Source organism: Methylocaldum sp. RMAD-M (assembly GCF_017832375.1).
Classification (GTDB): domain Bacteria; phylum Pseudomonadota; class Gammaproteobacteria; order Methylococcales; family Methylococcaceae; genus Methylocaldum.
This window is the reverse complement of sequence record NZ_JAFIBZ010000003.1, coordinates 125522-151895: the sequence shown is the minus strand read 5'-3', so window position 1 is coordinate 151895 and position 26374 is coordinate 125522. Positions and strand designations below refer to the sequence as shown.

Here is a 26374-nt window from a genome sequence, read left to right as displayed (position 1 = left end):
CCATGAAACTCGCTTCGCTGAAATCCGGAAGCCGCGACGGAACCCTGGTTATCGTCGACCGGGAGCTGAAAACGGCATTCCCCGCCCTGGAGTCCGGCTTCTCAACGCTGCAATCGGTACTGGAGAACTGGGAAGACGCCGCACCCGCACTGGAAACCACCTATCGCGCCCTCAATCAGCGCGAGCTCGATGCGCTCCCCTTAAGACCTACCGAGCTGGCGTCGCCCTTGCCCCGAAGCTATCAATGGCTGGACGGAAGCGCCTATCTGTCCCATGTCGAGCGGGTGCGAAAGGCCCGCGGCGCGCCCATGCCGCCGAGCCTGTACACCGACCCCCTGATGTATCAGGGAGGATCGGCGGCTTTCCTCGGCCCACGGGACCCGATCCGGCTCGCCGATGAAAGCTGGGGACTGGATTTCGAGGCGGAAGTCGCGGCGATCACCGACGACGTGCCTGTGGGAACGACAGCCGAAGAAGCGGCCTCGCACATCAAGCTGCTGATGCTGGTCAACGACATTTCGCTGCGCAACCTGATTCCCCAGGAACTCGCCAAAGGCTTCGGGTTCCTGCACGGCAAACCCGGACCCGCCTTCTCGCCGGTTGCGGTCACGCCCAACGAATTGGGAAATGCCTGGGACGGCGGCAAGATCCACCTTCCGCTGCTGACCCACCGGAGGGGTATTCTCGTCGGCAATCCCGACGCCGGCCAAGGCATGCAATTCGACTTCCCCGCCCTGATCGCCCACGCCGCCAAGACCCGCCCCCTCCCCGCCGGCACCATCATAGGCTCCGGCACCGTCAGCAACGCGGACACCGGCCGGGGTTATTCCTGCATCGTCGAAAAACGCGTCCTCGAACAGATCGAATCCGGCGAAGCCCGGACGCCTTATCTCCGGCACGGCGAGACGGTACGGATCGAAATGCTGGACCGGAACGGACGCTCCGTTTTCGGCGCCATCGAACAGGACGTGCTGCAGTGATGGGGCTGGAGCTGTACACCTACTTCCGAAGCTCGGCCGCCTACCGGGTCCGCATCGCCTTGAACCTCAAAAGATTGTCTTACCGGCCGCAATTCGTGCATCTCGCGAAGGGCATGCAGCGGCAACCCAAATATCGTGAAATCAATCCGCAGGGACTGGTACCGACCCTGGTGGACCGGGGAACGCCGTTCACGCAGTCCCTGGCGATCATAGAGTATCTGAACGACACCTATCCCGACCCGCCGCTGCTGCCACGCCGCCGCGACGAGCGGGCTTACGTCCGAGCGCTTGCGCAAATCATCGCCTGCGACATTCATCCCTTGAACAATCTTCGGGTCCTACGGTATCTCGCGGAGGTGCTGGGCCAGGACGAGCTGGCCCGAAACGCCTGGATTCGGTACTGGATCGAGGAAGGGTTCGGGGCGTTCGAGGAACAGCTCGCCCGCCACGGAGGCAGCAGCCGATTCTGCTTCGGCGACACGCCGACCCTTGCGGATATCTGCCTGGTGCCGCAGGTGTTCAACGCCCGGCGCTTCGGCTGCGATTTGAACGGGTTCCCCCGAATACGAGCGATCGACGAAAGCTGCCTTGCGCTCACCGCATTCCGCGACGCGGCACCGGAGCAGCAGGCGGACGCCGAATAGTGAATTTTTCGGGCTGGCGTAGCGCCGGGAGTGCCCATGTCGGCAACGGATTGCCGACCTGCCGGAGAAATTCGGAACGAATTCGCGGGTCAAATAAGTAGTTTTCCTTCTTATGTTATGAGGAGGTTCCATGATAGCCGTCGCCGACTCCAAACTTGAGCGCTATGCCGAGGAACACCGCTTGTCGGGCCTGACCGCTCCGACGCTCGAGGCGCTTGCGACGAACCGGACCGGGTATTCGGTCGACAAGGCCCAACGCTTTCTCGCCTTTCAGCGGCGCATCGACACCGAAATGCTGAGACACCGGACCATCACCAACAATCGTTATACCGCCTGGTTCAGCCAGGGCGAGCAGACCTTCGATCAGGTCCGGGCGTTCATCGTCCAGTTCTCGGTGTTTTCGAACCAGTTCCTGGTGGCCCAGCTTCAAAAAATGATCAATGCCGATTCTCTCGAAGGCATGCGGGCCTCCAAGGAAATTCTCGCCAACGAAATCGGCGTCGTCTTCAATGCCGGGCGGAAAAGGTCCGCCACGCGCGATCCCGACCATGAGGTCGATCCCGAACTGGTCTCCACCGAGGGCACGGTGGAAGGCGGCATATTCCATTTCCGCGCGGCGCATTTCGAGTGGCTGCTGCGAATCGCCGGGGAGCTCGGACTCGGATTTCTGGATCTCGGCGGCCGCAGGCACGGCACCCCCGCCACCCTCCATTTCTGCGACGAACTGATCCGGCTCTACGGCAACGAGAACTACGCAATCACCCAGGCCGCGAGCTATGCCGTGGAAAACTGGGCGGCGGCCGGTTTCTGGCAGGAACTGATCGACGGTTTGGTCCGCTACAACGCGCGTACCGGCTCGAACTTGCCGCTCGCTTTCTTCACCTGGCACAACCGCCTCGAAGCCCAGCACGCCCAGCATACCCAGGAGGAACTGGAAGAGCTTTATTTCACCCGCGACATCGACGAGGATGATTTCATCCGTTATGGCAACGAAATGCTCGACGGCGTGGCGGTTTTCTGGGACGGCCTGGACGAACAGCGGCGGGAGTTGGCGAAAGCGGCTTAAGCAGCGCTTCCCGCAAATCGTCAATATGAGGAGTCTTTTGCGCGACAGCTATTTGAATGTGGGTTTCCGAACCCACGGTCGGCTTACTTTCTTTTGCTCGGCCAAAAGAAAGTAACCAAAAAAAGCCGCCCGGTTGCCGCTTGGGTCCTGCGCTGCTACGAAAACCATCCTTGGTTTTCGCCCTTCGGGCCAGCGTACCGCTGGTCAAATTCGCTCCCGGCGAATTTGTCGCTTTCGGCGGGAGGCGATCGAAGGGTCATCATGACCCTCGATCGCCGCGCAGAATCCATTCTGCGCCCCTTACGGGTTATTCCCGCAGAAAGCTCCGATGCTCGGCGCGGCAAACGGGATAAGAACACAAAGCCGGAAACGCAGAACCTGTCCTGAGAAAAGTCGAAGGACTTATTCCGGCTATTGGAGTTTGCGTGAAGTAACGATCCACCGGCAAAGCCAGTGGCTTTCGACGGCTGGCCCCTCAAAGGGGCCTGACCGCCATCGGGCAAAAGCCATGTCGTCACCCCGGCAGGGAAGGGGCCGACTAAAGGCCCGTTTGCGATTGGATTGCCGGGGTCCAGTGACCACGGATGGTTTCGACCATTCACAATCCCTGTGAACTGGATTCCGGCAATCCCTGCCGGAATGACGGCCCAGCGAAATTGGGACAATACCTGACTCCCGGAAATGTCAAACTTTGCGAGTCCCTCGGCAGAACCGGGGGTTTTCCCGCGATAAATAATCTGGAGCGCCGTCTTGAATCAACCCCTCTGGCAACCCACCCGCTCGCGCATCGAAAGCACGAATCTGTACCGATTCACGCACATTCTGCGAGATCGATGGAGCATCGAATTGCCCGATTACGCTGCCCTTCACCGCTTCTCAATCGAGCAAATGGACGAATTCTGGCTGAGTCTGTGGGACTACGCGGGAGTCGTGGCGGAGACGCGCGGCGACCGCATTTTGGCGGACGGCGACAAGATGCCCGGCGCGCGGTTCTTCCCCGAGGCGCGGCTCAATTTCGCCGAGAATTTGCTCAAACGCCGGGATGACGGAGACGCCATCGTCTTCTGGGGCGAGGATAGGGTGCGCCGGCGGCTGAGTTGGCGCGAGCTTTACCAGCGAGTCAGCCGTCTGGCGCAGGCTCTCGAAGCCGACGGCGTCGTGCCGGGAGACCGGGTCGCCGCCATCACGCCCAACCTGCCGGAAACCGTGATCGCGATGCTCGCCGCCGCATCGGTCGGGGCGGTCTTCACCTCCTGCTCGCCCGATTTCGGCGTACAGGGCGTGCTGGACCGGTTCGGGCAAGTCGGACCGAAGGTTCTCATCGCCGCCGACGGATGCTTTTACAACGGCAAAGCCCATTTCGCCGCCGACAAGCTCCGCACGATCATGGCCAACTTGCCGAAGCTCGAACGCATTGTCCTCGTTCCTTATATCTCCGAGCAGCCTGAGCTAAAGGCGCTGGGCGAACGGGCGATTCGCTTCGACGATTATCTCGCGCCCTACCAAACGCGCGAGATTCCCTTCGCCCGGCTACCTTTCGACTCGCCGCTATACATTCTCTATTCCTCCGGCACGACCGGCATTCCGAAGTGCATCGTTCACGGCGCCGGCGGCACGCTGCTCAAACATTTGGAGGAACACCTACTGCAATGCGACGTGAAGCCGAACGATCGGGTGTTCTATTTCACCACCTGCGGCTGGATGATGTGGAACTGGCTGGCCTCCGCCCTCGCCTGCGGCGCCACCCTGCTCCTTTACGACGGTTCTCCCTTCCACCCCTCGGGCAATGTGCTGTTCGATTTCGCCGATGCCGAGGGCATGACCCATTTCGGCACTTCGGCCAAATACATTGACGCCTTGCTCAAGGCGGGAGTGGAACCGAAACGCACGCATCGGCTGACATCGCTCAGGACCGTTCTTTCGACCGGTTCGCCCCTGGCGCCGAACAGCTTCGATTACGTCTATGAGCGCGTCAAATCCGACGTGTGCCTGTCCTCGATCTCGGGCGGGGCCGATTTGATCGGCTGCTTCGTGGGCGGCAATCCGATGGGGCCGGTTCGACGGGGCGAGATCCAGGCCAAGGTGCTCGGCATGGCGGTCGAAGTCTTCGACGAAAACGGCCAACCGGTCGTCGGCACGAAAGGCGAACTGGTCTGCACCAAACCCTTTCCTTCGATGCCGCTGGAGTTCTGGAACGACCCGGACGGAACCAAATACCGCGAGGCGTATTTTTCCATGTACCCCGGCGTCTGGCGGCACGGCGACTGGGCCGAGATCATGCCGCACGGCGGCATCGTCATTCACGGCCGCTCCGATGCGGTGCTGAATCCCGGCGGCGTGCGCATCGGCACTGCCGAGATCTATCGGCAAGTCGAAAGGCTCGACGAAATCGTCGAAAGTTTGGTCGTCGGCCAGAATTGGGATAACGATGTCCGCATCGTGCTGTTCGTGCGCCTGCGCGAAGGCCTGAAGCTGGACGAAGCGCTGGCGGCAAGAATCCGGAGGCAGATTCGCGAAAACGCGAGCCCGCGCCATGTTCCGGCCAAGATCGTGCAGGTCGCCGACATTCCCCGCACGCTCTCCGGCAAGATCGTCGAACTCGCAGTACGCGAGATCATTCACGGACGCCCCGTGAAAAACCGCGACGCGCTCGCCAATCCCGAGGCGCTGGAACTCTTCAGGAATTTGCCGGAGCTGGCGAGCTGAGGGATTTGAGCCGGGCGTGTCATGCCTGATGCCGTTCTCCCGCCCGGCCGAACGGGACGCGCGTTCGTGTCGGCAAAGGATTGCCGACCTACTTGGGTTTGCCTACAAGCGTAGGTCGGCAATCCTTTGCCGACGATGCCTGTATAACATCAATCAATCAAGCGGAGACACCCCGATGAATCAGCGCTCCACGAAAGAAATCTACTACGCCGACTACCTGCAACTCGAGCGTCTCTTGAGCGCTCAGACGCCCGAAAGCCGCCGGCATGGCAGGGAAGCCCACGACGAGATGCTGTTCATCATCACGCACCAGGCTTACGAGATCTGGTTCAAGCAAATCCTGCACGAACTCGAGTCGGTGCTCGGTGCATTCGCGGTCACGCCTTTGGACGAACACAGCATGGGCGTCATCGTCGCCCGTCTCGAGCGCGTCATTGCGATACAAAAGGTCTTGAATCAGCAAATCGACGTTCTGGAGACCATCACTCCGCTGGATTTTCTCGATTTTCGCGATTACCTGATCCCCGCTTCCGGATTCCAGAGCGTGCAATTCCGCGAGATCGAACTGCGCTTGGGGTTGGGCGTTCACGTTCCGCAACCGGTCACCGGCCGGCTCAGATCCGAGGATGTCGCATACCTGCGCGAAATCGCCAGCGAGCCAAGTCTTTTCGAACAGGTGGACGCCTGGCTGGCGCGCATGCCCTTCCTCAAGTTCGAGGGCTATGACTTTTGGGAAAGCTACCGTCAGGCGGTCATGGCTATGCTGGCGAAAGACCGGCGCTCGATCGAGACGAATCCTTTATTTTCCGATGCCGAGCGAAGCGCGCAGCTCGCCGAGCTGGAAAACACCCGGCGGAAATTCGATTACCTGCTCGATCCGGCAGGATTCGAGCGGCTCAAGGCGCAAGGCATGTTTCATCTCTGCCAAACGTCCGTGCTATCGGCCCTCTTCATCCAGCTTTACCGCGACGAGCCGATTCTGCACCTGCCGTTCCGCCTGCTCAGTCACCTGATGGACATCGACGAACAGTTCACCGCCTGGCGCAGCCGCCACGCCCTGATGGCGCAACGCATGCTGGGGAGCAAAATCGGTACCGGGGGAAGCAGCGGACACGAATATCTCCAGGAAACGGTGGACAAGAAGCGGATCTTCAAGGATTTGTTCAACCTCTCGACCTTTCTGATCCCGCGCTCGTCCTTGCCGGCCCTGCCCAAGCGGCTGAAGCAAAGTCTCGACTTCCACTTCACCGGAGAGAGGTGCAGCTGAGCCGGCAACATTTTGTATCGGTTTAGCGGTGAGGATCGTGAAATTCGTAGGTCGGCAAGGGATTGCCGACCTACTGGACCTTGACGGCGCTGCGCCAAACCTGAAAATGTGCTCAGGCCCACCCCCGCAGAGCCTTATCCAACAACTTAAGCCTATCTACCGTTCGATGTTCGACGAGACAGAAGGCAGACATCGTCCACCGCTGGATCGGACGGACTAGGGCAGCGATATCCATCCTGCTAAGCTGTCCAAATCACGCTCTTCACGTACACCCATGACCGATTTCTCCGCCAGTGAATCGACGTCCTTCGAGCCTCGACAGGGGTTGCTCACTCGTCCGGTGATGCGCGCCCTCCCCGAACTGCGGGAGCTTCTGATACTCGCGGAGCACGTCGCGGATGCGGGCTGGGATTGGGCGCGGGTGGAAGTTTTGGCGGAATTGCATCACGGTGAGGAATCGTTTCCGCTGCTGGCCTTTCGCTTCGGTCCGCCCGATCCCGCCTTGCCGGCTCTGGCGCTGTTCGGCGGGGTCCACGGACTTGAGCGTATCGGCACGCAGGTCGTGACCTCATACCTCCGGACCCTGGTGGAAATGGCTCGCTGGGACCGGGTGACCCGAGACATGCTCTCCACGACTCGCCTGCTGATCATGCCGCTGGTCAATCCGGTCGGCATGTATCTCAAACGACGATCCAACGGCAACCGGGTCGATCTCATGCGAAACGCGCCGGTTCGGGCGGAAGGATTGTCCCGTTGGCATCTATTCGCCGGGCATCGCATTTCTCCCGCATTGCCCTGGTATCAAGGGCAGGAAGACGCTCCCATGGAGATCGAGGCGCAAACCCTTTGCGATTGGGTGCGCCGCGAGCTCTTTCCCGCCCGAACCGCACTCAGCATCGACGTGCACTCCGGCTACGGGAAGGTAGACCGCCTGTGGTTTCCCTTCGCGAAAACCCGGAAGCCCTTTCCGGCACTGGCGGAAGCCGTCGCCTTGAAGCACCTGATCGACAAGACCCATCCCAACCACGTCTATTGCATAGAGCCCCAGTCCCGACAGTACCTCGCCCACGGCGACTTGTGGGATTACCTCTACGACGAATACAGAACCGTCCGGCCCGACGGCCGCTATATTCCCTTCACCCTGGAGCTGGGTTCGTGGCTTTGGGTGAAGAAGAACTGGTCGCAGGCATTCTCGGCCCTCGGCGTCTTCAATCCGCGCCTTCCTCACCGCGTGCGGCGGACCCTAAGGCGTCATCTTTTGCTGTTCGAGCTTTTCTACCGCGCCGTACGCTCGCCCGAGCCATGGACCGAGCTCGACGAAGCCGAGCGAGAGCGGTTAAGGCGTCAGGGCTTGGAATGGTGGTATGACGGATGATGAGACGCGCAAACGCCGGACCAATCGGCCGGATGTCGATTGGCACGCACTGTGCCCATATGATTCGCCGACGCATATTCTGGTCTACGGTACATTTTCGTGCGTGCTGAATTCTCCTGTATGACGCGCAGGATCAGCGCGCCGCCGGGTTGTCTGCTGATTTCGCATCCTCCCCGGCGCTCGCCCGCTGGGCGCTTCACGCATCCAAATCGACTCCCGCCGGTGAAGTTCCTCTGCCGACCGCCGAACTTCCTGGCGATTTGGATCGCACGCTTACCCTTGATGTAGCCCACCACGTTCGAAACCGCATACTTCGGCGGAATGCTGATACACATATGAACGTGGTCGCCCATCAGGTGACCTTCAACAATTTTCGATTCCTTGTGCCCGGCGAGCTCCTGAAATATCTCTCCAAAATGCCGCTTGAGCGCACCAAAAATCAATTTCTTCCACCGCTTCGAACCGTCCCCGCCGCAGAAGACCTGCAACAGGCCGCGCACTCCCCCTGGTTTTGCATGCTCTCCTCGATGGCCGCACCGGCGCGGCCTGCGTCGGCCAGGTCTTGAGCCGCTATGAGCTTGGATGTCAGGGAGTCGGCGCTCCCCAAGCTGCCGATCGTCCCGAGTTCCTCTCCTGGAGCGGGCTGATCGTCTGCATGGTGCTGGGGATCGTAGTGACGACGTTCACGGTCACGGGGGCCGCGTGCGCGACCGAGGTCCCCGGAAACCCGACGATCCACAGCGTGTACGTGCCGGGCGTGACGGTGGACGCGACACCGATGGTGAGCGTGAAAGAGAAGGACCCATTGGGCGGGAGGGAGCCGATGTCCTGGGGGAAACCGGGCGCCGTGAAGCCGGCCGGCAGCGCCCCTCCGGTCGGCTGGGCGAAGATCCCGAGCTTCACGGCCTCTCCCGTGAACCCGTTCAGCGAATTCACCGTCACCGTCGCCAGGCCCTGTCCGCCTTGGGTGACGTTGATCGTAGGAAGGGGCGAGAAGGAGTAGTCGCTGACGAGGACGAGTTTGTCGGCGAAGCCATCGCTGGCGCCACCGCCGTACCTCGGCTGAGCGGCTCCCATCTGGTCTGCGTTGCTCGGTGGGATCTCGCCCGCCAGATAGACATTGAACCCCGAGATGGACGGCGGAACGGCGAGGGCGGTCGCGACGTCGGACGATCCAAAGGAGTTGAAGGACGAGGTTCGGAGGGCCGCCGGGTTCGTGATCGGGGTTTCGGCGAAGTCCTTCAGGTCGTACCCGAGTACCCACAGGAAGGCATCAGGGCCGGTGATCCCCTCCGGGTCTGTATCGAACGACCCCGCCACATTGACGACCGGTCCGAAGAACGAGCCGCCGATACCCAGCGCGAGCACCCGATCGAAGCCGCCGGCTCCCACAAAGCTCGCCTGGATCACGCTCGCCAGGCTGGAGTTGAGGCGAGCCACGAAGCCGTCCGTGGCCCCTCCGAACGTCGGTGTGTGCCCTCCCAGCGTTCCGGGGAAGCTCGACGCAGTGGTCTCTCCCCCCACGAAGACGTCCGGCCCTGAAACGGCTATGGCGTGCGCGATGTCCTGACCAAGCCCCCCGAGGTAGGTGGCCTGCACGAGCGAGGTCAAATCGCTGGTCAGGAGCGCCACGAAGGCGTCGGACTGGCCGTCGGGATAATGGATCTCCTGAGCGCCCCCTCCTGTCTTCGGAAAGTCCGTCGAGACGGTTTCCCCCGTCACGTAGACGAACCCCGCCGAGATCGCGATGGCGTTGATGAAATCGGAGGAGCGACCTCCCAGGTACGTCGCCTGCGTCAGGTTCGTCAGATCAGCGGAGAACGCGGCGATGAAGCCGTCGTTCGTATTCTGCCCGACGGGGCGGATGATCGGGTCCCCATTCAGCGGCTGAGCGCTGTTGAGAATCCCGACAAGATCATGCGAGGCCGTCCGGCCCGCCACGAACACGGCATAGGCGCCCCCGAAAAGAGCCACGCTGCTGGCGGCGTCCTCGTCGGTCCCTCCGAAGTAGGTCGCCTGGGTCAACGCCTTCAAGTTCGAGGTAAGGAGCGCGGCGAACGCATCTTTGCCCCCCGCGCTCTGCGGTCGGGCGCCTCCGGTCGTTCCCGGAAAGTCCGTCGATGTCGTCGAACCTGTGACGTAGATACCGGCTTCCGAGACCGCGAGGCCGCTCACGGAGTCGTCGCCGGTCCCCCCCAGGTACGTCGCCTGGATGATCGTCTTCAAGTCCGAACTGAGGAGAGCGACGAAGCCGTCGCTCGGACCCGCCAGGGCAGGTCGAGCCCCTCCCGCCGTCCCCGGGAAGTCCGTCGAGTCGGTAGTCCCCGCCACGAGCACGTTCGACGCCGTGGCCGCTGCGGCGGTGACGCGGTCCCCTCCCGATCCCCCGAGGAAGGTGGCTTGGATCAAAGGGTCGATCTCGAGGTCCTTCGTCCGATCGTACTGCCCGACTTCGAAGCGGTAGCTCGTTCCCTCGACCGCATAGGCGACCTCCACAGGGTGTGCGCGGCCCGCGACCGTCTGGTAGGCCTTCGGCCTGCTGAACACGACCGTGCCGAGCCCCGTGCCGACCTCCAGCTCGCCCTTGTCGTTCGCCCGGAGGAATGTCGCGCCAGAAATCCTCACTCCGATCTTCTCGGGCCTCGCGCCAGGCCTGACGTGGAAGAGTTTCTCGACGGTTGCGCCCGACGCCCTCAGCTCGAGCTCGATCCCCTCGTACACCTCACCGAGGGTCACGCGATCGTAGGTCGGGACGTTCGTTCTCCAGGCGGATTCCTCACTCCCGATCAGATAGTTCACCTCGGTTGGGGCCTTCTCTGCGCCGTCCACCAAGGCAGCGGCGCCGCCGACGAGCGCCTCCTTCAGGGACCAACCCGTTGTCCCGGTCTTGCCGGACACCTTCGGGAGGTCGTACACGATCTCGCCGATGCGGGTGACATAGACAGTGCCGCCGTCGATCCCCGCATAGAACCTCACCCGCTCGTCGGTCTGCCCCTGGTTCGCGATGAAGGGGACGCTCGGATGAATGAGCTTCCCGCTCACCTGCGGCGAGGGCGAGCTCGAAGCGTCATGCGGCTCACCGCCATGCTTGGGCCGGGCGAACAGGATCGCCCCCAGCAAGGCCAGCAGCCCCAGGAAAAAGTACCGTAAGCCCGGAAACCGGCCGCGGGAGCTCGGCTTCCTGTCCCTTTGCCGCGTCGAGTATTGCATGATTCCCTCTCCGGGATCGGACCTGTCCATGGCGCTCACCCCCCGTTTGGGCAGAATCTGAGCCTCGCAGAGTTTGAGTCCAGGAAAAATAAACGTCCTTTTTCTAATTCCTATGACCGGCTTCGCGGCATCAAATTCCGATCAGGGCTGTTCAATGCTTGATGCCCTGAGAGTTTATGAACCAGGCCCGTAAATACCCTCCTGGTATTTCGGGCCGCCGCCCAGGCCCGGTACACGCCCGGCCTGGGCTCACGCGGCTTGTCGCCGCGCCGGGGCATCCCTGCCCCGGATTAACCCGGCCTATATTTATAGGCCGGGTTAATAAGATGCGCTCCAGGTTAATGGCGTTGTCATAGAGAGCGGCAGCGATATTGGGGGCTGATCCCAAAATGGGAAATATAGTCCGCGTTGGGCGCAATAGGGTACTCCCGTATTGCGCCGCATGAGGAAGTTTCCCATGCGGCTCTACGGCCCTGTTCGATCTGTTCTACCGCGCCGTCCGCTCGCCGGAACCCTGGGTCGCACTTGGCGACGCCGAGCGCGAGCGGTTACGGCGTCAGGGGTTGGAATGGTGATATTAGGTGCCGCTGACGCGGCGCCCCCTTCAATCATGCTTCCAACCGTCGACCGCCAAGACGAAAAATACTCCGAGCCAAAACGGATCGCCTGCGGCGCTTGTCATCATTTCGTCACCAAACCGCAATATTTGCGTCATACCGCCTCCGTAAAGTGCCTTTCCATCGAAGCACAGACGGAAGGCTTACATGTCAGTACAAGACGCTATTTCTCTCTCGTCCCGTCCTCGCCGTTACGCCGCCGAAGTCGCCAGCGATCCGGCGACCGTCCGCGCAACCCAAGCCCTGCGCTACCACGTTTTCGCCGAAGAGATGGGCGCGCATCTGCATACCCGGATCGAGGGTCTCGATTATGACGAAATCGACGATTACTGCGATCATCTCTTGGTGCGCGACACCCAAACCGGGCAGATCGTCGCTTGCACTCGTTTGCTGGACGACATCCAGGCTGCGCGCCTGGGACGTTTCTACTCCGAGGGCGAATTCCAACTCGACGAGGTTCTGGCCTTGCCCGGACGCTTCCTGGAGATCGGCCGCACCTGCGTCGATCCGTCCCACCGCGGCAGCGTGGTTCTCGGAACCTTGTGGAACGGGCTGGCGGAATACGTCTACAACGGCCGTTTCAACTACCTGATGGGCTGCGCCAGCATCCCGCCTGGCCCCAGCGGCTTCGCCGTCGATGCGGTCTATCGGCAGATCGAGCCGCACCAGTTCGGCCCGTCGGAACTCTTGGTAAGGTCCAAAAATCCGGTTCCTGCGCACAAGCGCTGCGTCCAGGACGAAAGCGGCATTCCGCCTTTGTTGCAGGCTTATCTCAGGCTGGGCTGCTGGGTCTTGGGCGATCCTTTCTGGGACGAGGACTTCAACGTCATGGACGTGTTCATTCTGCTGGACCTCTCCCGCATGCAGGCCCGCTACGAAAAACGCTTCATCGCCAGCAAACAGGAAAACTCGCGTGCAGCGCTGTCGGCAGTGGTTTAAAGCCCTGGCCATCGCCGCCATGTTCGTGGCCGGCATCGTGGCCGTCAGCACGGTCATGCCGGCCCTGAGGCTGCTATTGGGGAAGAAGTCGGCCGCCTTGAACGACGCCATCGTGGTGAGCTGGAACCGTGCCGTCTGCCGGATTCTCAATCTGCGCTTGCACATTCGCGGGCGGCCCGACGCGAACGCCCGATTAGTGGTGGCCAACCACATTTCCTGGCTGGACATCATCGCCCTCGGAGCGCAAGGCCCCTGCTTGTTCGTCGCCAAACGGGAAGTGGCGGATTGGCCGGTCATGGGCTACCTGGCGAAAGGCATCGGCACGCTTTTCGTCCAGCGCGGCGATACCGGGCAGAGCGCAGCCGTGGCCGAACGGATGGCCTGGCAATTGCGCCAGGGGAAACGCCTGGTGCTGTTCCCGGAAGGCACGACAACCACCGGCGACCGCGTGCTGCGTTTTCACGGCAAGCTGCTCCACCCGGCGCAGTTGGCGGGAGCGCACGTCCAGGCGGTCGCCCTGCGTTACGACGGCGCGGCGAAAGAATGCGCACCCTTCGTCGGCGAGGACGAATTTCTGCCGCATCTCCTCGACATCCTCAAGCTGGAACGGATCGATCTCCATGTGCACTATTGCCCCACCGTTCCGCCCGGACCGGGCCGGAACGAGTTGGCGCAAACCACGCGGCAACAGATCGTGGCCGCGCTGGATGCCGGCCATTCTTGCCGCGGACTGGCCGTCATGAATTCTTAACCGGTCCGTCACGGCGCTTTAAGAAAATCGGTTTAAGTTCTTTGCCAGTTTCAACCGCAGCGAGGACTATCCATGAAGCTGAAATACCGTACCGTCTGGATTTCCGACGTACATCTAGGGACGAGGGGCTGCAAGGATGAATATCTCCTCGATTTTCTGCGGCACATCGAATGCGAACGCCTTTATCTGGTGGGCGATATCATCGATTTCTGGAAGCTCAAGAGCGGTGTTTACTGGCCCCGCCTGCACAACGAGATCGTCCGCACCGTCATGGCGATGGCGGCTCGGGGCACACGGGTGATTTACATTCCGGGCAACCACGACGAAATCTTCCGCGGCTATATCGGCACGGTGTTCAACGGCATCGAGATCCACGCCAGCGCGGTCCACGAGACGGCGGCCGGACGCCGGCTTCTGGTACTGCACGGCGACGAGTTCGACGGCGTGGTCTGCTCCAGCCGCTGGCTGGCGGTTCTCGGCAGCGGCGCCTACGACTTCCTGATCGAGGTCAACCGCTGGTTCAATCACGTCCGCCGCATTCTCGGCTTTCCCTACTGGTCGATGTCGGCCTACATCAAGCACAAGGTGAAGAACGCCGTGAACTTCATCTTCGATTTCGAGCGGGCGCTGATTCACGAGGCCTATGAACAAAATCTGGACGGCGTGATTTGCGGCCACATTCACCACGCCACGATCCGGACGGCCGAGCACGGCACGCTGTACGGCAACTGCGGCGACTGGGTGGAAAGCTGCACCGCCTTGGCCGAAAGCCACGCCGGAACGCTGTCCGTCATCCGCTGGCTGGAAGAAAGCACCCAACTCCTGGAGGATCTCGCACTTGAAACTCGCCCTGATCACGGACGCCTGGCTCCCACAAACTAACGGCGTCGTCACCACGCTTCGCACGATCTCTGAGCAGCTCCGCGCGATCGGACATACGGTCGAAACCTTTACGCCGGATCAGTTTCGCAACTGGCCCTGTCCGAGCTATCCCGAAATCCGTCTGGCGCTGGGCTGCGGCTCGAAACTCCGAGCCCGGCTGGACGAATTCCAGCCCGATGCCATTCACATCGCCACGGAAGGCCCGCTCGGCATGGCCGCCCGGAGTTTTTGCAAACGGCGCGGGCTTCCCTTCACGAGTTCTTTCCATACCCGATTCGCCGAATATATCCATCTCCGCACCGGTCTGCCGCTCGCTGTCGGCTATTCCTTTCTGCGCTGGTTTCATGGCGAAAGCGAGCGCCTGATGACTGCGACGCCCACCTTGCTGGAGGAACTCAAGGCGCGAGGCTTCAAGAACCCGGTGCTGTGGTCGCGCGGAGTGGACACGGACTTGTTCCGTCCCCGAGACAAGGGTTTTCTGCCCGATGCCCGCCCCGTGCTGCTCTATGCCGGCCGGGTGGCGATCGAAAAGAATATCGAGGCTTTTCTCAAGCTGGATCTGCCGGGCGCCAAGTACGTGGTCGGCGACGGACCGCAGCGGGAGGAGCTCGAGAGCAAATATCCCGATGTCCGCTTCGTCGGTTACAAATTCGGCGAGGAACTGGCCCGCTATCTCGCGGCCGCCGACGTTTTCGTTTTTCCGAGTCGAACCGACACTTTCGGCCTGGTGATGCTGGAAGCTCTGGCCTCTGGCGTTCCGGTCGCGGCCTTTCCGGTGGAAGGCCCGAAGGACGTGATTCTGAGCGGTCGGGTCGGCTGCCTGGACGAAGACCTCAAGAACGCTATCACCGAGGCGCTGAAACTCGATCCCAAAGACTGCCGCCAGTATGCCCTGCGCTATTCCTGGCGCGATTGCGCCCTCCTGTTCGAAAGCTATCTGGCGCCGATTCCGAAAAACGGCGCGCGTTCGACGGCGTGGTGGCAGCGGTATTCGTGATCTCCGTGCCCGAGCCATGGGCATCTGCACCCTCGCGATTGATGCCTGTCCTGAGCCTAGTCGAAGGGCGCTCCACTTCGTTCAGCACATCCTACGAGTTCTAAGCGCTGTCATGGATCGTTCATCTTTCCGTCACCGGATTGTCATCTGCCCCGGCTAAGGTTTAGGAGTAGCCCTTAGGGAGTAGCGTGCCATGAAATTCATGCAGACGATCCAAACCTACGACGTCAATCTGTTTCTCTGGGTAACGCAACGGAAATCCCGGCGCGTGCTGGTTCGCGGTGCGCGATGCGTCTCGAAGACCGGCGACGGGCACTTGTACCTGATCCTCGGCCTGGTGCTGGCATGGTCCGGGCAGCCTGCGGGCTCGGTTCTGCTGGCTTGCCTGTTAACGGGCTTCGCCATCGAGCGTCCGGTCTATTTCATCCTCAAGAATCTGTGCCGGCGCGACCGGCCCCAAGCCGCGCTGAATATTCCGAGCTTCATCATTCCGTCCGACCGTTTCAGCTTCCCGTCCGGGCACACCTCCGCGGCGTTCCTGGTGGCGACGTTGCTGAGTTTCTTTTATCCGGCCCTTGCGCCTCTGCTCCTAACCTGGGCTGTGCTGATGGGCATGGCGCGGGTGGTGCTCGGCGTTCACTTTCCCACCGACACGCTGATCGGCGCGCTGATGGGAATCCTTTTGGCCCTTCTGAGTTTAGAGATCCATCTTACGTGAAAGTGTTTTATGGCGTTCAGGCCACCGGCAATGGTCACATTACCCGAGCGCGAGCCATCGCGCCCAAACTCGAGCAAGCCGGAGCCGAAGTCACTTACCTGTTTTCCGGCCGCCCTTGGGAAAAGCTGTTCGAAATGGACGTCTTCGGCGACTACCAATGGCGTGCCGGTCTTACCTTCGAAACCAAAGCCGGCAATGTGCGGTACATCAAGACCGCATTTCGCAACAATCTTCCGAGCTTCGTCCGCGACGTCAAATCCCTGGACTTGAGCCAGTACGACATCGTCGTCAGCGATTTCGAACCGGTTACCGCCTGGGCCGCACGGCTGCAGGGCATCAAAACCGTCGGCATCGGCCATCAGTACGCCTTCGGCTACGATATCCCCAAGGCGAATGCCGATGTCATGGGAAATCTGGTGCTCAAGTATTTCGCGCCGGTCACGGTGGGCCTGGGCGTGCACTGGCATCATTTCCATCATCCCATCCTCCCGCCCATCATCGAGACCGATCTCGAACCCGCGGCGGTTCAGCCGGACAAAATCGTCGTCTATCTGCCCTTCGAAGACATCAATCAGGTCGTCCGCTTGCTGAAGCCGTTCCACGATCGTCAGTTTCACATCTACAGTTCGACCATGCCGGACGAACGCCATCCACGGCCCGAGCACATCCACATCAAACAGCTTTCCCGGAAGGGATTTCAGCACGACTTCGCCGACGCCGCCGGCGTGATATGCAACTCGGGGTTCGAATTGACCAGCGAAGCGCTTCATCTCGGCAAGAAGCTCCTGGTCAAGCCGCTGCACGGCCAGATGGAACAGAACTCCAATGCGCTGGCCCTGGAGGTCTTGCAGCTCGGCCAAGTGATGCAGACCTTGGACGGCCCCACCGTCGAGGCCTGGCTGCAACAGAGCCGGGCCACACGGGTCGTCTACCCCGATGTGGCACGGGCCGTCGCCGATTGGCTGATGCAAGGCGATCTGAGGGTCGACAAATCCTGGGTGGATAATATCTGGAGCCAGGTTCACCGAACCGATGGGTAAATTCGAAATCATGGCAGGTCAGAATCTCACCGGCTGGTCCCGCATTCATGCGGCGTTTTTCAACTCCATGAAAGGACTCAAAGCCGTCTGGCTGAGCGAGGAAGCTTTCCGTCAGGAAATTTACCTGCTCATCGTTACCGGACCTTTAGGATTCTGGCTCGGACAAACCGGTTTCGAAAAGGCATTGCTGGTGGGCAGCATTCTCCTGGTCCTGATCGTCGAACTGCTCAACACCGGTATCGAAATCGTGGTCGACCGGATCAGCTTCGAGCACCACGAACTGTCCGGCCGGGCCAAGGACGTGGGTTCCGCGGCGGTGTTCCTCGCCCTGACCTTGGCCGGCATCATCTGGCTGCTCGTGCTGCTGCCGAGATTCGGCTGACGGTGACGGTTCTGTCGGCAAGGGGTTGCCGACCTACGAACCACGGCCGCACAGTAGGTCGTGAATCCTTTCACGACATTAACGGGTCGGCCAGCAGGTTTTATCGGCAGAGGATTGCCGACAAGCTTCCTACGCCTTTGCCGGAAACGCTTCGCTTATTCATGCCTACGACTAGGACATGGTGAGCAACGCCCTAAAGCGCCTTGATTCCGACGATCACGAAAGCCGCCATGGCCCCGATCGATATCGCCAGGCTGGCGGCGCTTCGCCGTCTCAATACGAACTCCACGCCGTAGAGCACCACGGCCGACTGAATCGCCAGCTTGGCGTAGTTCACTTCGCCGAAGACAGGCAGGTTGGCTGCCGCCAGCAGGATGAATACGACCAGAAAGTCCGACGGGGTAACGGAAAAATAATAACGTCCGGAGAAGCGCACACCCACGGCGGTAACGGCCGCCAAGACCGGGAAAAAGTATTTCAGCCCGATGTGCCAAAGACGCCGTTCCGTAACGCCGGAGAGCTCGATCGAATAGATCACCAGGATGACGCAGGCATAAATCACGAACCGCTCTATCCATCTGGCCGCTGGCAGTCGCGATACGCGGGCGACCAGCCAGGCCGTCATACTGACGGCTACGAAGTAACGGATATCGGACGCCAGTTCCCTGGCTACCACGGCCCCCATGATCAGAAATCCGGTAATGAGCAGGCTCAATACCAGATTCGGGGTTTCGTCCAGTCTCGCCCGGTCGCGCGCGCGCTTGAGAAAACCCGTCACGGGCGAGGTGCCGCCATGCAGCCGCCATCCGAACTTTCGGGCGAGCGGGTAAAACAGGACGACCGCCGCGCTCAGAGCCAGATAAAGCGCCGCGATCAGCCAGTAGGATTCGTACCGGAACAGATAAGCGGATACCACGAATAGGGATTGAACGGCGTATATGGCCAGCACCGCTTCGTACTGATCGAACCCTAGGGCCAATAGCTTGTGGTGAAAATGGCTTTTGTCCGGTTTGAACGGGGATCGGCCTTCGGCCATCCTTTGCGTCATTACCATCAAGGTATCGATGATGGGCAATCCGAGAATGGGCAAGGCGAGTCCCGGCGTCAGCGCGGTATTGACTTGCTCGGTCAGCATGAGCACCAGCACGCCTAGGCTGAAACCGAGAAACTGGCTGCCGGTGTCGCCCATGAACACCATGGCCGGATGGGTGTTGTAGCGGAGAAAGCCGAGCGTCGCGCCGATGATGGCCAGGCTCGTAAAAACCAGCTCGTCGCCTTCCGCGAGATCGGCCAGGGAAGCGATACAGGCGAGACTCAGGAGACTCAAGCCGGCCGCGAGCCCGTCGAGGCCGTCCGACAAATTAGTGGCGTTGGTGGTCCCGAGGAGAAAGAAGACGGTCAAGGGATACGAAACGAACGCCGGAATTTCCCGGCTCTCGAACCCCGGCAATCGTTCGACCGCCACACCTCCGAGCCAAACCACCACGGCGATCGCCAATAGCTGCCCGGCGAATTTGGTCCGGTAATCGAGATTGACGCGATCGTCCCACAAACCGAAAACCGTGATCACGCCAATGCCGAAAAGAAACATCTCGGTGCTTCGGCTCAAATCGATCCAGGCCAAAACGGACGCTACAGCGCCCAAGACCATCCCGATACCGCCGATCCGCGGAATAACCGCATGGTGAATCTTGCGTCCGTCCGGCACGTCGACAAACCTCAGGCGGGGCGCCAGCCGCATGAATACCGCGACCAACACCATCGCGACGAACAAGGCGGTGAGAAAGACGAAGAAATGAAACATAAACCGAGGCAGCCCCACACATCCTTTGCAGTGATATCGACGGCGACTCGCCGTAGTAGCCTCTCATTCCCCTAGCACTCCGCTTTCCGCCCGACTTCCGCTCCGGAGAGATCATGGGATGGACATCGATGCGAGTGCCGCTTTGCCCACGCATGGGATTCCGGCGTTCAGTTCGCGACGTACCGGTCCAATCGCGGTATCAGCGAAGCGAGAAAACTGACGAGGCGCTTCTCGGTCACCGCGAGATCCTCGCCCGGAGGTGCGCGGGTCGTAAGTCGCACCAGCGCGCCGTCGCTACGGTTCAGGGTCAGCGCGTCCCAGAACAGATACCACTTGACGAGATATTCATTGGTCAGATTCCGGCCACGCTGCTGAAACCAGTAATGAACCAGTTGCCTTTCGTCGCCTTTCTGAATCAGGACCCGATTGACCCTGAGATCGCCGGCGTAAAGCCGGATGCCCGGAATTGACACCGTCTCCAAGGACTTGATCTGCCATCCGCCGCCCGGTATGCAGGAACGCGGGGAATGCACCGACTCGCCCTTGCGCTGCGAGGCGTAATAGGCCGCGTAGAAATTCACCGGCGGCGCGCCGCCCTTGCTGAAATCGGCCAAGATGTAATCGTCGAACTTCAAGGCATCGACATACTGCTGTTCCATGATCTCGCGCCGTCCCTGCCAGGCGTCCATTTGCATCGGAAACTCGGCGAACGATGCGCGCGGCGGAACCGATTCCGCCCGCTTCTCCAGAGACAGCGACAAGCCGGCCGCAACGATCAGCATGCCTCCGACCGTCCAGAACTCCCGAGGCAGCTTCCGCTTCCGAGGTGCGATACCCTCGTCGGGCCCTTCGGGCCACCGTCTCCCGGAAGGAGAAGGAGCCAAGGCGCGGCCCTCGGCCGCATATTTTCGGGCAGGCTCGGGAAAAGCGATGTCGAAAAGCTCACTCAGCGGGCGCTTGTCTTCACCGATCCGCGCCAGCAAGCAAATCTCGCCGATCAGAATGGCGGTACAGGCCATGAAGATCGCCCAGCCCTCGAAATCGTGCAGGAAGCCCTCCGCCATCGACGGGCCCCGATATTCCACGAGCACCCCGATGAGCCCGACGCGCAGGCTGTTCATCAGAACGGTAATGGGAATGCTCGACAGGAACACGAGCACCCGCTTCCAAAGCGCCGCTTTGAAAAGGTAAGCGCAGATGAAGGCCAGCCCCATGAGAGGGAACAAGTATCTAAGCCCGCTGCACGCTTCCACGACCTGGAGCTTGTACGCGCCGAGGTCGATGACGTTGCCCTCGAGGTAGACGCTGATATCGCACAAGCGGATCAAGCCGACCCCTAGCCGGGAAGAGAGCAGTTGCAACTCCGAAGACAGTCCCTGATAGATGAAACTGGGCAACGGGATCGCGAAAAACAGAAAAAACAGCGGAACCCGGACAAGGCGGAAAATTTCCGGTCCCAGAGCGGTGATAACCACGCCGAAAAGCACGATCAGGAATGCGTACTGCTCGATGATGAGCAGCGTGCTCAATTCGCCCAGAAAGAAGAACGCCAATCCGGCGACGACGAGCGATGAACCGGGCGGATATCCGGATATCCTCGCGGCCGCGATATCGTTCTTTTTTTGCCAGATGAGAAAAGCCGTGACGAAGGGGATGAGGATGCCGTGGCTATATTCATCCGAATTGAGCCAGGCATCGACCGTATAGGTCAACGCGTCGAAAAAGATGATGGCTATCAAGACACCGAGTATGGCGAGCCTCGACCAGACCCGGCCTGATGCTCTCCGTTGTAACTCGGAGTGAATTCCCTTCACGATATCTTGATCCATCTAGGCATCCTGCCCGGAGCGATGATACATCAGTTCATCGCTACGCCCGAGCGATTCGCCCACTTCTCGCGCATCACGCGCCATGCGAATTTCGGCAGTTCGGCTTGCCGCCGGAGTCTTTGGGGCTCGCGGGCGAGCCGGTAAAACCACTCGAGATGCATGCGCCTGAACAGCGCCGGAGCGCGCCTCACCTTTCCGGCAATGACATCGAAACTGCCGCCCACGCCCTGACACACTTTTACCGAGAGCTCGGGGGCGTGCTGCATCATCCAGAACTCCTGCCGGGGGCTTCCCAGTGCGACGAACAGAATCTCGGCCCTCGATGCGTTGATGTCGGCCACGAGCTTCGGCATATCGGGTTCGCGGACATAGCCGTGCTGAAAGCCGGCGATGCGAAGTCCCGGATACCGCTCGGGAAGAATCCGCGCCACCTTTTCGTTCACTTCGGGGCTTGCTCCGAACAGAAAGACGTTTCGCCCTTGGGCCGCGCCGATTTCGCAGATGGCCGGCATCAGATCGGCTCCCGGCACCCTGCTCGGGCAGCCCAGCCCCAGCCAGCGCGCGGCCCAGACCACGCCGATGCCGTCCGGGATGAGCAGCTTCGCGCTCTTCAATGCCTGCAAGAGCCGCGCGTCGTCGCGGGCCCGCATGATCTTTTCCGGATTGACCGCCGCGATAAATCCGCCCCCACCGCATCGAAGGATATCGTCGACGATCGCCAGCGCCCTGGGGAAATCGACGACGTCCACGGGCACGCCGAAAATATCGATTCTCTCGTTATTCATGGAATCCCTTCCCTGACGAGTTCTACAGATCGAGAACGACTGACTCCACCCGTCGATCCCTGCTTATCGCGGGTTATCGACGCTCATACCATATCGACACGATCCGCAGTGAAATCGTCACACCCCCAGTAATGCTACGTATCGTTTTCGTATCGAATGGCAAGCTCAAGTGACGTCGTCAGGGCACGATTCAGGGACTTATTCCAAATCGCTTTCAATAAGGAATTCATGTTTGTAGGGTGGGTTAGGCGCACATCAGCACTGACCGACCGCCGATCACTGCGCTTCGCGTGCGCCGTAACCCACCGAGCGACCGTCAATCGGTGGGTTACGCGGAGCCTGTCCTGAGCTTGTCGAAGGGCCTGTCCCGAGCGGAGACTAGGGGCCTGTCCTGAGCCTGTCGAAGGGCTAACCCGCCATCGATGGGTTTCGCTTCGCTCTGCCCATCCTACGATGAATGTTCATTCGAATGCCGAATGGAATTACATGGTTTTCAAAGGCTCCATCGCGCGCTCCAATAACAATTCCAAAGCCGCCATTCCGTCGCGATGTGTATCATCGAAAGAGAGCGCAGTGTGGAATTGGTGGGGAAATTCGCCGGCATATCGGACCAGAATGGAAACCGCCGGCTTTCGGACTCCGTAACACCGAGACTGCCAGCCGAGTATGGGATCCGTTTCTCCGCGGTGCAGGGTCATGACGCCTCCGGCAAGATCCAGCCGGGCGCCGATGTCGTTGCCGCTCAAGACGAACCCCGCTCCGGCGGGCGCCGCCTCGACGCCGAGATGCCAGATCAGTTCGGCGACATGATGCCCCTGCCCGGCCAGATAATCCCGGATCAGCAGATGATCCGATCCGTCGAAGGCGATCGCCCGCCAGTGGGTGATTCCTAACCGGCGATATCCGTCATGCCGGGCCAGCAGCAGAATTCTTCCGCTTTCGTCGCGATGACACTTCACCAGGGAAGCGTCGTGGCCGTTCGACCATTGGAACGACGTTTCCTGTCTCGCCTGATCCCGCCCGTCGACGCGCACCGTATTGTGGGCGGCGGTGCTTCGAAACCAGCGCCGCCAGGTCGGATCGCCGGTATAGGTGTATGTGTTGGGATCGATCAGAAGCTCGCAGCCGCCGACCTTCACATGAAGGGACAATGCATCGGCATGGGCGTGCCCGAAGCCCGGCGCCATGCCGAGCGGACCGTGATCGAAGATCAACCGCACCGGCCGTTCGCCGCGTCCCCTGACGACCGTATAACCCGTATTCGGAAAGATCGCGGGATTTTCCGCCGGCGCCGGTCCGCTCCAGCTGATGCGGAGATGGCGGGACAGCGCGTAGCCGTCGTCGCAATCCCCTATTCGTGGCAAATCGTCCGGACCGTCGGCCAGTGCTCTCAAGAAGCGCCGGCCACGGCGAACGGCATCGGCCAAGGCTCGCGGTACCCGGTGCCGGCGGTGTTCGAGCAGCGCTTCTACCAGCCCGAGCAAATCGACGATGAAAAGCTGATACCAGAAGGCCTGCTCGATTCCGCCCCCGTCCGGGAGCACCTGGCGCTCGGCTTCGTGCTGGAGAATGCGAAGTCCCCGCGTCCGCCATCGAAAGGCATCCGGCAGCTCCGGGAACAGGGTTCCGGCATAGACCAGCCCCGCAGCCTCCGCGACGGTGTGATTGCCGGCCGAGGAATGAAGCGACAACCTTTTCGCGATGAGTGGCGCGTGGGACGAAACGAGCCTCAACAGATTGCCCCAAGTCTGTTCGGGCGCCGTTAGGCGATCTCTCGTCAGATCCAGCGCATGGCACGCGGCGATCACCCGCAGTGCACATTCCATGGCGGACACGTAATGAATCCCGGTCAGGGGCGGATTGGCCTTCACCCAGGAATCGAGCACGGCTTCCATCAGTTCGACCGCTTCCCGCGCCCGGTCCTCGTCCGCGTTCGCCAGCAGCGCCAAATTCACCAATTGCTGTAGACGGGAGGGTTCCCACACCACGCGCGCATCGCCATGCGGATTGCCCTGTCGATACGCAATCGATCCGAAGAAGGTTTGCGGCCAAACGTGGCCGGTATCGGGGGCAACATGCCAAATGCCCGGATCGGGTGCCCAGGCCCACCGGCATCCCAAGGCCGGCCACTCCCCGGCCAGCCAGCTTTCGGTTTCGGCAGCGGTCGGCAGAAAGGCAAAGGGAAGATCGGGCATCTGCCGGACGGAGCCACGACAGAACGTGAAGCCGTCCGGACGACGGTCCGCATGCCGGCCGCCAAGGCGATGCTCCCGCCGCAACCGCCGCAGCGTCCACAGCTCGTTGAGCCGATGAACGATCTCCCCGCCGCTCATGACGCCGAGGCGTTTGACGTACCAGATGATGCTTTCCATAGCCTTATGGGCGCCTATCGGAGTTCGAATCGGCTCCTATCCCTGGGAAACGATGATTCGCCGCGTCTTGTAAAAAAGGAGCGCATACATCACGGCCATGCCGATGGCATATGAGAGCACCGCCGTCGTCAAACCGATGTCGTAGTGTCCGCTCGCCGAAAAAATCGCGATCACGACTAGCGTTCTCGCCAGATCCCAGAAAAATAGCCATCTTTCATGACGCATGATCGTGATGACGGACGAAAGCGGCGACGCGATGATTTGAGCGACGATGAAGGGCGTCAATGCGGCGAGAACTTCGCCCGCGCCGCTCCACTCCTCTTTTCCAAAAATCAGGCCCACATACCAGGGACCCGCGAGACAGGCGATCGCGACGGGGATGCTCAGAAGCATGAGCCGGCTCGAAGTCCGCTCGAACAGCGCCCGAAGCGCTTTGGAATCGCTATTGGCCAGGCTCCGCGCCTCGCCCCAGAAGCTCTGCCCGACCGCGCCGGTGAGCGTACTTACCGGCCCGGTGGCGAGGCGGTACATGAGCGCGTACCACCCCAACTCGACGGCCGAAAAATGGTGGGAAATCATGATGGCGGGCAATAGCAAGCCGCTGACGTTGATGATCCCCGTACTTCCCGAAACCAGCACGCGCCGCCGGATCGCTCGGGCTTTCGCGCACAGCGCGAGCGCGCGGATATTCGCGAGGCTGCGCCGCAGATCGTTCCGGGCGTGCCGGTACAGACCTCCGACACCGATGAAGGCGCCGAGCACCGTGGCCCCGATCAATCCCAGCGCTCCGAGAGAATAGATGCCGCCGATCAGACCGAGCGCGACCACGGCCAGGCTTTGTCTCACTCGTGCCCGTGCTACCGGGGTGAGATGGGCCGCGCGAACGAACCAGCCCGAAAACAGGGTGTGAAGACCGCTCCCGAATACGGCCACAGGCACGAGCCAGAGAAAAGGGTCGATAATCTGCCAGTCGACGAACGCGATCGTATGATGGAGACCGAAAAAGGAGACGCCGAAATAGGCTAAGGACATCAGCAAGAGATAGAGGATACCGATCACCTCGATATAGGCGGCCGATTTTTCTGTGTGGGCCGCGGCGACCAGCCAATCGAAGCGCATGGTGGCGATGGCCACCGCGACACCCAGTATGGCGGCAAAAAGAGCGAGAACGCCGTAATCGTGCGGCGAGTACAAGCGAGTCATGATCGGAGAGACCAGTACCGGCAAGGCCTGGGCAAAGAGGCTCGCCGAGGCGACTTTAAGAAAGTTTTTCTTGAAGCGCGAAGAGGCATCGAAACGTGCGTGCAGTTTTCGGCGCCACCCATAGAACATTTCCATTCCGTAACCGCGCAAGAAAATACTCAATCAGCGGAAATATTCATTTTTCCAAGATATAGAAGAGATGATACTTGTTGTCGCTGGCGAAAAATTGGTAAGCGATACGCCCCACCCTGGATATGGAATTTTCAATCCGCCTCCTTGAATAGAATTTCGTGCCTATCTCCCAATAATGCTGTCCGTCGAATTTCCAATCCTGCCAAAAGCAAGGCAAAGTCAAATTGAGCGAGATCCGCGGCGTCTTCGGCAATTTCATCCGCAAACCGGCAAGCGTCACGTGAGCGTAGGGAAGGCTTAACACGACGCGCTTTCTGGCAATCCGGAAAATTCCTTTTAGCGTTTCTTCGAAATCTTCGTACGGCAGATGTTCGAGAACTTGGCAACACACGACGACATCCGCACTGCCGACGGGCACGATCGAAGCGATTTCCCGCACGTCTCCGGTGAAATCGCAGCCAAGACTCGGATCGAAATCGAATCGCTTTACCCTGATGCCCCGCGCCTCCAGAACTTTCGGCACGATGTCGTCTCCGATCCCGATGTAAAGCACATCATCCGGCTTCGCGGCAACAACCTCCCTGATTTGGTGCCAGTATGAGTTCCACCGGGCGGGCGTAACGTAGCTCTCGAAGCTGTAGTGTTGCGGCGGCACTTGGCTGGGCATCGCGGATC

20 protein-coding genes and 1 pseudogene are annotated in these 26374 nt (G+C 60.7%); 13 read left to right on the top strand and 8 right to left on the bottom strand.

The window, feature by feature from the left end; translation table 11 throughout:
* The first annotated feature begins 2 nt into the window (after positions 1 to 2).
* The 6 genes from JOD69_RS04355 (at position 3) to JOD69_RS04330 (ending at position 8038) form a co-directional block, all read left to right on the top strand.
* The gene (locus JOD69_RS04355; RefSeq protein ID WP_086135469.1) at positions 3 to 980 is read left to right on the top strand and encodes a fumarylacetoacetate hydrolase family protein; all 978 of its coding nucleotides are present in this window, start codon (positions 3 to 5) and stop codon (positions 978 to 980) included.
* Entirely contained in the window at positions 980 to 1624 is a 645-nt protein-coding gene (gene maiA / locus JOD69_RS04350) for a maleylacetoacetate isomerase (protein WP_240507123.1), read from the top strand. The genes JOD69_RS04355 and maiA overlap by 1 nt, the downstream gene beginning before the upstream one ends.
* A gap of 130 nt (positions 1625 to 1754) precedes the next feature.
* Positions 1755 to 2690 (top strand): hypothetical protein, encoded by a 936-nt coding sequence (locus JOD69_RS04345; protein ID WP_086135468.1) that lies wholly within the window; start codon positions 1755 to 1757, stop codon positions 2688 to 2690.
* Positions 2691 to 3440: 750 nt separating this feature from the next.
* The gene (locus JOD69_RS04340; protein ID WP_086135466.1) at positions 3441 to 5396 is read left to right on the top strand and encodes an acetoacetate--CoA ligase; all 1956 of its coding nucleotides are present in this window, start codon (positions 3441 to 3443) and stop codon (positions 5394 to 5396) included.
* 175 nt (positions 5397 to 5571) lie between these two features.
* Positions 5572 to 6663, top strand: a complete 1092-nt coding sequence (locus JOD69_RS04335; protein WP_077729165.1) for a tryptophan 2,3-dioxygenase family protein — start codon at positions 5572 to 5574, stop codon at positions 6661 to 6663.
* 274 nt (positions 6664 to 6937) lie between these two features.
* Positions 6938 to 8038: a M14 family zinc carboxypeptidase gene (locus JOD69_RS04330; RefSeq protein WP_077729166.1), complete on the top strand. Its 1101-nt coding sequence runs from the start codon at positions 6938 to 6940 to the stop codon at positions 8036 to 8038.
* A gap of 218 nt (positions 8039 to 8256) precedes the next feature.
* On the opposite strand, the pseudogene tnpA reads toward JOD69_RS04330, so the two are convergent.
* Positions 8257 to 8496 (bottom strand): annotated as a pseudogene (tnpA, locus tag JOD69_RS04325) (IS200/IS605 family transposase); the annotation flags it as partial.
* Positions 8497 to 8623: 127 nt separating this feature from the next.
* On the bottom strand, positions 8624 to 11248 hold the full coding sequence (locus JOD69_RS04320) for an SBBP repeat-containing protein (RefSeq protein WP_086135465.1): 2625 nt from the start codon (positions 11246 to 11248) through the stop codon (positions 8624 to 8626).
* A gap of 764 nt (positions 11249 to 12012) precedes the next feature.
* Between JOD69_RS04320 and JOD69_RS04315 the strand changes: the two genes are divergently transcribed.
* From JOD69_RS04315 to JOD69_RS04285, 7 genes are all read left to right on the top strand, one after another.
* Positions 12013 to 12804 (top strand): GNAT family N-acyltransferase, encoded by a 792-nt coding sequence (locus tag JOD69_RS04315; protein WP_077729168.1) that lies wholly within the window; start codon positions 12013 to 12015, stop codon positions 12802 to 12804.
* Positions 12779 to 13555, top strand: a complete 777-nt coding sequence (locus tag JOD69_RS04310) for a lysophospholipid acyltransferase family protein (protein ID WP_086135464.1) — start codon at positions 12779 to 12781, stop codon at positions 13553 to 13555. Before JOD69_RS04315 ends, JOD69_RS04310 begins: the two co-directional genes overlap by 26 nt.
* A gap of 72 nt (positions 13556 to 13627) precedes the next feature.
* Entirely contained in the window at positions 13628 to 14437 is an 810-nt protein-coding gene (locus tag JOD69_RS04305; RefSeq protein ID WP_077729170.1) for a UDP-2,3-diacylglucosamine diphosphatase, read from the top strand.
* A complete protein-coding gene (locus JOD69_RS04300; RefSeq protein WP_086135463.1) occupies positions 14394 to 15434 on the top strand; it encodes a glycosyltransferase family 1 protein in 1041 nt (346 codons plus the stop codon). Before JOD69_RS04305 ends, JOD69_RS04300 begins: the two co-directional genes overlap by 44 nt.
* A 193-nt stretch (positions 15435 to 15627) precedes the next feature.
* Positions 15628 to 16152, top strand: a complete 525-nt coding sequence (locus JOD69_RS04295) for a phosphatase PAP2 family protein (protein ID WP_077729172.1) — start codon at positions 15628 to 15630, stop codon at positions 16150 to 16152.
* Complete coding sequence (locus JOD69_RS04290; protein WP_086135462.1) at positions 16149 to 17192, top strand: MJ1255/VC2487 family glycosyltransferase; 1044 nt, start codon at positions 16149 to 16151, stop codon at positions 17190 to 17192. The genes JOD69_RS04295 and JOD69_RS04290 overlap by 4 nt, the downstream gene beginning before the upstream one ends.
* A gap of 10 nt (positions 17193 to 17202) precedes the next feature.
* Entirely contained in the window at positions 17203 to 17574 is a 372-nt protein-coding gene (locus tag JOD69_RS04285; RefSeq protein ID WP_077729263.1) for a diacylglycerol kinase, read from the top strand.
* Between the two features lie 193 nt (positions 17575 to 17767).
* Here JOD69_RS04285 and JOD69_RS04280 read toward each other — a convergent pair whose 3' ends face one another.
* The 6 genes from JOD69_RS04280 to JOD69_RS04255 form a co-directional block, all read right to left on the bottom strand.
* Positions 17768 to 19378 carry an MraY family glycosyltransferase gene (locus JOD69_RS04280; RefSeq protein ID WP_086135461.1) on the bottom strand — a complete coding sequence of 537 codons (1611 nt, stop codon included), beginning with the start codon at positions 19376 to 19378 and terminating at the stop codon, positions 17768 to 17770.
* Positions 19379 to 19545: 167 nt separating this feature from the next.
* Positions 19546 to 21207: an exosortase C-terminal domain/associated protein EpsI gene (locus tag JOD69_RS04275; RefSeq protein ID WP_086135460.1), complete on the bottom strand. Its 1662-nt coding sequence runs from the start codon at positions 21205 to 21207 to the stop codon at positions 19546 to 19548.
* A gap of 29 nt (positions 21208 to 21236) precedes the next feature.
* Positions 21237 to 21992 (bottom strand): WecB/TagA/CpsF family glycosyltransferase, encoded by a 756-nt coding sequence (locus JOD69_RS04270; RefSeq protein WP_086135459.1) that lies wholly within the window; start codon positions 21990 to 21992, stop codon positions 21237 to 21239.
* Between the two features lie 482 nt (positions 21993 to 22474).
* Positions 22475 to 24364 (bottom strand): alginate lyase family protein, encoded by a 1890-nt coding sequence (locus JOD69_RS04265; RefSeq protein ID WP_086135458.1) that lies wholly within the window; start codon positions 24362 to 24364, stop codon positions 22475 to 22477.
* 36 nt (positions 24365 to 24400) lie between these two features.
* Entirely contained in the window at positions 24401 to 25696 is a 1296-nt protein-coding gene (locus JOD69_RS04260) for an oligosaccharide flippase family protein (protein WP_168183907.1), read from the bottom strand.
* 46 nt (positions 25697 to 25742) lie between these two features.
* Positions 25743 to 26366, bottom strand: coding sequence for a methyltransferase domain-containing protein (locus tag JOD69_RS04255; RefSeq protein ID WP_086135456.1), 624 nt, complete (start codon positions 26364 to 26366; stop codon positions 25743 to 25745).
* Between the last annotated feature and the right edge of the window lie 8 nt (positions 26367 to 26374).